Annotated in this window: 11 protein-coding genes; 2 read left to right on the forward strand and 9 right to left on the reverse strand. The window is 38.2% G+C overall.

Going from position 1 to position 8,795, the window contains the following annotated elements; all coding sequences use genetic code 11:
- The 7 genes from H5S39_RS11485 to H5S39_RS00060 form a co-directional block, all read right to left on the reverse strand.
- Positions 1 to 188: hypothetical protein (locus tag H5S39_RS11485; RefSeq protein WP_220477007.1), on the reverse strand; the 188-nt coding region annotated here is incomplete at its 3' end.
- A 64-nt stretch (positions 189 to 252) separates the two neighbouring features.
- Positions 253 to 576, reverse strand: a complete 324-nt coding sequence (locus tag H5S39_RS00035; RefSeq protein ID WP_182599944.1) for a single-stranded DNA-binding protein — start codon at positions 574 to 576, stop codon at positions 253 to 255.
- A gap of 27 nt (positions 577 to 603) precedes the next feature.
- Entirely contained in the window at positions 604 to 1,446 is an 843-nt protein-coding gene (locus tag H5S39_RS00040) for a tyrosine-type recombinase/integrase (protein ID WP_182599945.1), read from the reverse strand.
- A gap of 214 nt (positions 1,447 to 1,660) precedes the next feature.
- Positions 1,661 to 1,897, reverse strand: coding sequence for a hypothetical protein (locus tag H5S39_RS00045; protein WP_182599946.1), 237 nt, complete (start codon positions 1,895 to 1,897; stop codon positions 1,661 to 1,663).
- Between the two features lie 57 nt (positions 1,898 to 1,954).
- Positions 1,955 to 2,182, reverse strand: coding sequence for a DUF2922 domain-containing protein (locus H5S39_RS00050; RefSeq protein ID WP_182599947.1), 228 nt, complete (start codon positions 2,180 to 2,182; stop codon positions 1,955 to 1,957).
- Positions 2,183 to 2,224: 42 nt separating this feature from the next.
- Positions 2,225 to 2,467, reverse strand: a complete 243-nt coding sequence (locus H5S39_RS00055; protein WP_182599948.1) for a DUF1659 domain-containing protein — start codon at positions 2,465 to 2,467, stop codon at positions 2,225 to 2,227.
- A 542-nt stretch (positions 2,468 to 3,009) separates the two neighbouring features.
- On the reverse strand, positions 3,010 to 3,591 hold the full coding sequence (locus tag H5S39_RS00060; RefSeq protein WP_182599949.1) for a hypothetical protein: 582 nt from the start codon (positions 3,589 to 3,591) through the stop codon (positions 3,010 to 3,012).
- A gap of 331 nt (positions 3,592 to 3,922) precedes the next feature.
- On the opposite strand from H5S39_RS00060, the gene H5S39_RS00065 reads away from it, so the two are divergent.
- Both H5S39_RS00065 and H5S39_RS00070 read left to right on the forward strand, forming a co-directional pair.
- Positions 3,923 to 5,101 carry a RepB family plasmid replication initiator protein gene (locus H5S39_RS00065; protein WP_182599950.1) on the forward strand — a complete coding sequence of 393 codons (1,179 nt, stop codon included), beginning with the start codon at positions 3,923 to 3,925 and terminating at the stop codon, positions 5,099 to 5,101.
- A 392-nt stretch (positions 5,102 to 5,493) separates the two neighbouring features.
- Complete coding sequence (locus H5S39_RS00070) at positions 5,494 to 6,081, forward strand: tyrosine-type recombinase/integrase (protein WP_182599951.1); 588 nt, start codon at positions 5,494 to 5,496, stop codon at positions 6,079 to 6,081.
- Positions 6,082 to 6,958: 877 nt separating this feature from the next.
- On the opposite strand, the gene H5S39_RS00075 is transcribed toward H5S39_RS00070, so the two are convergent.
- Together H5S39_RS00075 and H5S39_RS00080 are read right to left on the reverse strand one after the other, a co-directional pair.
- Positions 6,959 to 7,720, reverse strand: coding sequence for a GH25 family lysozyme (locus tag H5S39_RS00075; protein ID WP_182599952.1), 762 nt, complete (start codon positions 7,718 to 7,720; stop codon positions 6,959 to 6,961).
- Entirely contained in the window at positions 7,721 to 8,758 is a 1,038-nt protein-coding gene (locus tag H5S39_RS00080; protein WP_182599953.1) for a replication initiation factor domain-containing protein, read from the reverse strand. It abuts the gene before it with no gap.
- Between the last annotated feature and the right edge of the window lie 37 nt (positions 8,759 to 8,795).

Genomic DNA, 8,795 nt, shown 5'->3' on the forward strand with positions numbered 1-8,795 from the left:
CCCCCCCTATTAGTGGGTGGGGGTAATACAAAGTAATTACCAGCTTTTATGTCGCTTTTTGAAAAAAGCAACACCAAAAACTTTATTTGTGGGACCAGTCCCACACCCTGCACTCGCCGTGGGGCAACCGGAAACCAAATGAATTTGTTTCCGGAAACCGCCAAAGTGTAATTATGCATGGTTGTCAATTCCTTAATGCTCCCGCGCGTTGCTTGGTCCGCTTACCATTGACAACCGACTACGTTTCATTTTTTAGGCGGCTACTCGATTAGGGTCATGCAAGAATTCCACCTGATGGGCAATTACTGTATGGAAGAACCGCTTCTGTTGAGTCTGCTGGTCAGTGGTGGCACTTACCTCTAAACGTCCTGTGAGGAGTAGCTGGCGTCCTTTATCACAGTGCTGTTTAAGCGCACCTGCCAACTTTCCAAAAGCTTTGCAACGAATAAAGTCAGCTTCATCACGGTTATTTTTTCGAGGTACGGCTACGGTGAACCATGCGTACTGGTTGCCATTAACACTTTCCTTTAGTTCTGGCGCTTGGGTTAATCGTCCTAATAATTTAATATCATTCATAATCTCTTTCTCTCCTTGTGTTTGGTACTAAATTGTTGGTGTGATACTCGTCACGTCGACAAGTGCTGATTGAGCATAGTATGCCGTCATTGCGACTGTCCGATGCCCTAATAGATATTGAATGGTGGTAATTGGCACTCCCTTTTCTGTTAATTTAGCTGCAAAAGTATGACGTAATAGGTGGCAATGAAACTCAACACCAGTCTCTTTGGCAAATTTTGTCGCATACCACTGCAGGGTTCGCCGTGAGAGCCGAAATAGTGGCTGTTTAGTTAGTCCTACTGATTGTCGGTACTGCCAAACAATCCTTGCAGCTTGCTGGTCAAGAATTGGAATACAACGATCACTGCCCCACTTTGCTTCAGTGATATTGACGTAGACTGCACGTCCCTTAAGCTGGACATCTGCAACCGTTAAATGCGCTACCTCGCCGACCCGCGCTCCTGTTCCATACATCAGCCAAAAAGCAGCACGAATGTTTTCTTGAAGGTTATCAATATATGCGATAAACGCCTGAATGTTCTCGTCCGCCAATCGCCGAATCCGCTTCTTAGCAGTGTTAGTCTTAGGATAGTCTGCCGGTGACAGTGATACATGTTTGAGTATTCCGTTCTTAACTCCCCATAGACTATATACGTATAAAGTCGATAGTTCGCATTTTATAGTTGTCGAACTTAAGTTATTCTTAAACATTTCACGAGTGAATTCGACAATATCGTTATGATTTATCTCATTTAACGCTTTTTTATGTCGAATTAGGTATTTTTTAAATCTTGACAATCGATTTGCATACTCAACTAGCGTCATATCAGCTTTTCCTTCTAGTTTCATATCGGTAAGGAACCGGTCAAACGTTTCTTGCAATTCCATTTCGTCACCCCCTCTTGCGTAAATATAAAAATTGGTCGTGTCTTATTTTTCAGATTTACTATGTTGTGAGAGCAGGATAAGGTGTCTTGTTAAAGTATCAGTTAATCTTGTTATTTCGCCCGTTAAGCCGTCTAGTTTGGCTTCTATGCGTAGTATTAAGATAACCGCAATTAACAATCCTCCTGACTGCTCTAACACATATCTAATAATGTCGTTAGTCAAAGCTAAATTCCTTTAATGTCCTTTCTGTTTGAATTTCGGTCTTAGTAATGTCTCCAATGTTGTACCCACATTCTTTGCATAACTCGAGTGAGCCGACTAGCATTGAGGTTGTTTTGGCATCTCGAATGTTTAGACGGAAATAAATATCACGTACTCGTTTGCAGCAATCACATTTGCGGTAAACTGTTTGGGCGAAATTCTCCAGGGCTAATGCTTTATTAAGTTCCATTTTCTTCTCCTTTCACATAAAAAAGGCGAGGGCACGTTCCGCGTCCTCGCCCAATGACTATACCTCGTCTGAGTAAACAGCTTCTTCAGTTGTGGTTACGTATTTAGCTCCCGCTGGAGTAGCAGTCAACTCTTCTTCGCCCTTCTTAATGAGATGAGCAGAAGCCATCATTTCCATGGCTTGTCGAACAGTTTCCTTATCCAAGCCCTTCTTAGGGTTTGCGATTTTGAAGAAATGACTCTTACCAGTTACATCTTTAAATTTAAGCTTTAAGATTGTAATCATGAGATAAAACCTCCTTTCCTACCTATTAGGTTGATGGATTGCTTACGCTTGTGGCTGTTCCGTACCACCTTCGACAATTACCTTAGTAGTAGCTAGAACGGCAATTTCATCCGATAGAGAACCTTCTACGAGCATGTCTAAAGCTTGTGCAAAGGTTGTCAGTTGGTCGTCATTGTAACCACTTACTGCATTGTTGAAGATATAATTCTTACCCTTTGGATAGTCCTCAGAAGTAAAGGAGAATTGTAATCGTGCTCCTTTATCGGTCTTCATTGCAACTTTCATCTTGAACTCCTTTCTGTCAGCCATTTTTAAACGCAAAAAAAGCAATGGTTGACTATTTATTAGTCTCGACACATTCCCAATCGGAAGGGAAATGTCACCATTGCTTTAATTAACTCACTATATATTTTTACGTACGTACATTCCTTGGTGCAATTCATATTATACATAATTCTGCTTTTTCATTCAATATATGAATGGCTATTTTTTAATTATAGTTAATATGAATGATATAATTAAACAGCTGTCACCACTGACTACTTAGAATCTATTTCTAACGTTAGGAGGTGAAGCCTGTGAAGTCTGTTGCTATATCTATCTTACATTATCTAGCACAATTATCCTTAGCGATAATTCCCATTTACTTTGCGTATTGGTTAAACAAACGTAAGTGATAGATACCTTTGTGACAGCATAACCCACTAAAAAAGCTCTCTTGCTACCGGACATAGCTTGAGAGCTTTTTGTGTGGTGAATCCTGTGAACACCGTATCTATCTTACATGTATATTATAACATGATGTACATGAATGGCAATAAATGGAGCTAAAACCAGCGCTTCCACCACGACTTCTTTTTTCCGTTTAAATTATCAAGGATTTCTTGGTCATTCTTTTGCTGGGTTTGTTTATCTTGATTAGATGCTGTTTTTCCTTCCGTTTCTTTATATTCGGCATCCTTAACTGTTTTCTGACTATTATCTTGATGGGTGAGGGCCAAAAGTGTTTTATTCTCAGCCTGCGTATTTAATAACAGTTGTTGATTTTGATCCATTAGTTTCTGCATATTCGAAAGTTGCTGATTTTTGGCTTTCAATTCCTCCCTCAGCATTTCGATAGTTTCTTGCTGTGTTGAAATAACTTTGATTTGCTCGTTACTAGAAACAGTTTTCGATAGTTTCTGGTAACTGTTTTCGGTTTTCGCTTTTGTTTGCGAATTTTGCGATTGCTTGTTGTATCTAAAGTGTTTCCTTATTATTCTGGCACCAGCACTATTTATTAAAATCTTGTTCCCGCTTGTTTCTGTGTACTGTTTTCTAAAGGTTTCCGACATTAGTTTCCTAATCCCTGGCTTAGTTACGTTTAATTCATCAGCTAATTCCTTAATAGTGTACCGATTTTTAGTCATTGGGAAACCTCCTTCTTTGTTCACATTTATTATATGTTATTTGAACTAGCTTTTTTTGATATTTGAAAAATATATTTTTGTTTTTAAATACATATATCTTATATATACTTTAAAGTATTTAAACTTTGCGTAAGGGATAAAGTTAATAATGACGGCGTTTTAAGCACCTAAAAGGATAGAAAAAACTATATTAGGGGATAGAAAAAACTATATTTTAAGCGACTTAAGGATAAAAAAAACTATATTGGGGGATAAAAAAATTAAATGTTTTATCCCTTTTTATAGTATCATTATAATTAGTAACTTATTACGGCTACTTAAGGAGGACCTAATGACAGTCAGCAGGAGAGATAAAGCTAAATTTGTAGATAGGACTATCATCGAGCATAATGACTTAATAGCAAGCGTTGCCAAGATGGACAAAATTCCAATGAAAATGTTTGAATTAGCCGTTTCTTGTATTGATACGTATAATCCTCCAGAGGATAATACTGTTCATCTTTCAAAAAAAGAGATATTTTCTTTTTTTGGTGTGGATGATTCTAATAAAAATTATCGTTTTAAAAAAGCAATAGAACGGATGCAACAACAAGCGTACTTTGAGATTCGTGAAGTAAAAGGGAAAAAAGGGTATAAGTATCGTAGGATTGTACCTATTCCGTACATCTCTTGGAATGATTATGATGATGATGTCATTGTGAGATTTGATCAAGCAATCATTCCATATCTTATTGACCTAAAGCAAAATTTTACCCAATATGCACTAACAGATATTATGGGTTTAACGAATAAGTATTCTATTGTCCTATATCGTTGGCTTAGCATGAATTATAGTCAGTATGAATACTATAAGGAAGCTGGTACGAGAAGAGATGACCAGCTTAATCAATTTAAAAATCCTACTATCTCAATTGATGAACTACGTAGAATGACGGATACACTTAAGCGATATGACCGTATGTCTGTTTTTTCTAAATGGATTCTAGCAAAACCTTGTGACGAAATTACAGAGCATACACATCTTAATGTGGAGTTCGAAAAAATAAAATCTAAGCGTCGGGTCGTAGCAGTCCGTTTTAAGGTCACAGGGAAGCCTGTAGCGCGTCTAAATAATAAAAATGAACAAGATATCAAACAAAAGGAAAAAGATCGGAGAAGGGCTGACAGTGAAGATTATCTTAATGCAATGCAAAGTACATATACTAGGATGTTGTCAACAGCACATTTATTAACTCCGGATGACTTAATGAATCAAAAAACGATGTGTTATCTATATAGGCATGTATATCCTCAATATAGGGAAGTTATTAAATTAGGTGGAGGAGGTACAGTTGGAAAACATACTTTAGAAGAACACTTAATTTATGTTTCTCGTCGTAGAGTGCCTAATAGAGATAAGCGAAAAGATAACATTGGAAAGTATTTAGATACTGCTGTTCAAGGGTATATTACGCGATTAAGAAATAAATATGTGGGTGATAGATTGACAGACGATGACATACCATTTTAGGGGATATTTTATAACCCTTATAAAGATAAAAAACGCCTGCCACACGCGACAGACGTTGGTTTATTCTGCTGAAATGATAAAGCAAGTGCTTCAACAGCTCAATAATGAACTTAATCAGTTTTTTCAGTTGCTTCTTACTTAAAAAAGGCAACAATACAAAGATGAAGATGCTGGTGTGCAAATTGGATCAGCTGATTACTTATCCGAGCCGGCGGGGTACCTGAAAAGGTGCTCTTTTTTATGGCCAATTTCTGAAATATAGGGGTTATTTATCACAAATAGCCCCTTAAGAATACTATTAAATAAAGCCCCTATATTCTATAATCAGAATTTAGGGGCTCTTAATCTTTAAATGTAAAAAATAACCCCTAAATAAGAAGGAGCTAATTACTATGAAACAACTCGTCTTACCCATTAAAGATTCTAATATTCTCCATGAAGTTCAGGACAACCTACTTCATAACTTCCGTTTTGGGCGTCGAAACTACACTATTTTTCAGGTCGGCAAGGCAACACTACTCAGAGTGAGCGATGTATTAGCTCTCAGACGCAACGAAATTTACGAAAATGATGGGACTATCAAGAAAAATGCGTATATTCGCGATAAAAAGACTAATAAACCCAATATTTTATATCTAAAACCTGTTCAACAGGACTTAATTGATTATTTTAGGTGGCTCCAAAAAAATAACATTCAATCCGAATGGCTTTTCCCCTCAACCACCCACTATGATCGCCACATTACTGAAAAACAATTCTATAAAGTCATGCATAAAACGGGCGACCTACTCGGCATTAACTATCTTGGTACTCATACCATGCGTAAAACGGGTGCTTATCGGGTCTATACACAATCTAATTATAATATCGGTCTAGTCATGGAACTACTCAATCATTCGTCAGAAGCAATGACTTTGAAGTATCTCGGATTAGATCAAATTAGTCGCGAAAAGATGCTCGACCAGATTAATTTTGATTAGCTAATGTCACTAAATCCCTTGTGGCTGTAAGGATTTGGTAGATTTATGTGTAGAAAAATGGTATAATAAAAAAAGTGCATTGGCTACCACTAATGCACAAGTTAATCATGAAAGGCCGTGATCCTATTACGGAATTTCTTAGATGCGCTTGGCTGGTGGTGTACTGCCATACACCAGAACAAGAAGCGCTACCGCTAAACTATCAGCCTAATTGTTGAATATAATATATTCATCTGCTGATTATATTATAGCATGGTTTAGCAATCTTGTACTACCGCTTGGCTCATTTGCCGGGCGGTTTTTTTATTTTAAACCTATGTGCCCCTGAAGCTTCGAGCCCTTGTCTTGTCGCGAAGCTTCAGCCGCATACGCGTCTTCCGTATCTTCGCTCTCAAGCCTGGTCTCTTCGCTTGTTTAGGGCACATAGGACAATAACCTGTTACATACTATGTTGCCTCCTACACTTATTGCCTCCCGTCCCCCTGCAACGAAGCAACTATTCCTAATAAGGCTTCGCATAGCGAGAAGGAGAGACCGGAATATATGAAGGGCTCGACCGCTAATGCGGAGACTTTGCTTCTATGTAAAAAGGTAGTCAAGAGGCATAGATTTGCCAAACGGAAGACGCGTATGCGGCTGGAGTGGCTAAATCGATGACTCGACTACCTTTGTTTTTATATGCGAAGTGAAAGGGGGGACGGAAGGCTTATTATTTTCCGTTCTTCTCACCCCAAAGCAATTACATAATTTTATATTTAATATAACTATTGTTGTTAACTTATGTGCTGTATTTTTCGCTAAAGCCTGGGGAATCTACGTTTTTTCGACAAACTAATCCGCATAAAAAAATACCAACTCAAAAGTCGATATCGAATTACTATGCTATTTTTATTCTCTGTCCTGGGACAACTTTATCATCTAGCTTGGCATTATTTAAAAGCAATAATCTTGTCAATTTAATACCTAACTGTTGAGCAATCATCCAATAGTTGTCACCTGTTCTTGCAACATATTCAGAGTCCAAACTTAATTGCCGACCACGCAGTTGATTTGCTTTAGTATAGAAATCCATGAAATCATAAGCAATTAGTTGCCGTTCATCGAGGTACTCATTATCGAAAATCCATGATCCAGCTCCAGCAACGGATGGATAAAGACGATTATAGTCAATCACAGTTAGATTAGGTCGCAAATGTAACCCACCTACTCCAATAATATTATTAGCAATCAATTGTGCTGATACACATAAATCTTGATTGCGATATCCATTGAGATACAAAATTTCCTGAAAAAAGTTAATCAGCTCAACTGCAGTTTTATCTGCTACGGTTGGTGTGAAAATTAAGGTATGAATAGCTTGCTCAGACAAATTAAACGCTCGACTGTGTGTTAAAAAGAATTTCGCTTCGTTTCTAGCCTCTTCTGGCGTGCTAAAACGGGCAATATGTGACACATGAATAACCATTCCTGCGTTTTTAGCTGCCTTAATTTGTTTTTCTGCTAATAAATTCTGTTCATTCTGACCAATTGTGAGATTTACCACACAGGCATTAACCCCCATTGGGTTAATGCTATAGAAATATTCCTGTTCTGCACTTGTTTGCTCTGTACAAAATGCGACCATATTATACTCTTCCATTTAATTTACGACCTCCCGTTGTAAGTATTGCGCAATTGCGTCTCTGTGCCGCTGTGAGAGCCGAGAAGCACCATTCTTGATAATTCTGTGCAACCAGTCAATATCGCCCTCATATGCCGTTATAATAGCAGCCATCGTGGGTGCTATTTGCCGGTCAAGCCATGATGCCATATCATCAATTGATTTTGGCTCTCTTTTACTTGTTAGTTGTAGTTTTTCAACGTTATCTAACAACTGTTCCCACCATTTTGCGGATGGCCACCGTGCTTTATTAGAATCCCGATTACGTGGTGGCTTAATGAACCGAATATACTGCTTTAATGTCCCTCGAATTGCTATTCCGACTGATAGATTTTTATCAATAATGTGGTAGACGAGCTTCTTTGCTCGTTCTTTGCGGTAAACTACCTCAAGTCGTGTCCAGTTTTCGGATTCTGCAGTCCTCTCTTCACTTTTTGCCTTGCGTTCCAGCGTCTTATCATAGATGCGACAAAAGATTTCTGAAGATTGCGATCCAAAATACATTGTCCGTCCAAGGAATTCTCCCGTGGCACACTGACGGCTATTGACCTCGTCCCACTTATTCCACCGTGATGTGAAGTGGCCGTTAATCGCTGCACGATGAACTCGGCTAAAATTAATGATGCGGTTTTGTAGATCATCAATAGCAATATCTACGCGACAAAAATTCACCTTATCGTCCAGAATTGTTAAGTAGAGAAGGAGTGTTTTTAATTCGTAGAGACTTTCGTATTGCCGACAACCAGAACCAGTAATCATTACATGGACGCCCATCCGATCAACAGTTTGCGGTAAGTTTTCGTTTTTATCATTTACCGCATTAAACATAATATATAAGCTTCCTTCATTCCACTTTAATTGAGTACGATAACCAAAACGCCCGGTCTCCATTTTCGTAAATGTCTTTTTTTCTAATTTTAATATCTCTAAGATGACGCTTTCCAACTGTAAGCCAGTGACCGTAAATTCTAACCAGTCAATTACTGCTGAAAAGTTGTCATGATAGGGTTTGTTCATGATTTTCACCTAAAATTCTTGTATTTATTACCCCCCC

The organism is Limosilactobacillus rudii (assembly GCF_014145455.1).
Classification (GTDB): domain Bacteria; phylum Bacillota; class Bacilli; order Lactobacillales; family Lactobacillaceae; genus Limosilactobacillus; species Limosilactobacillus rudii.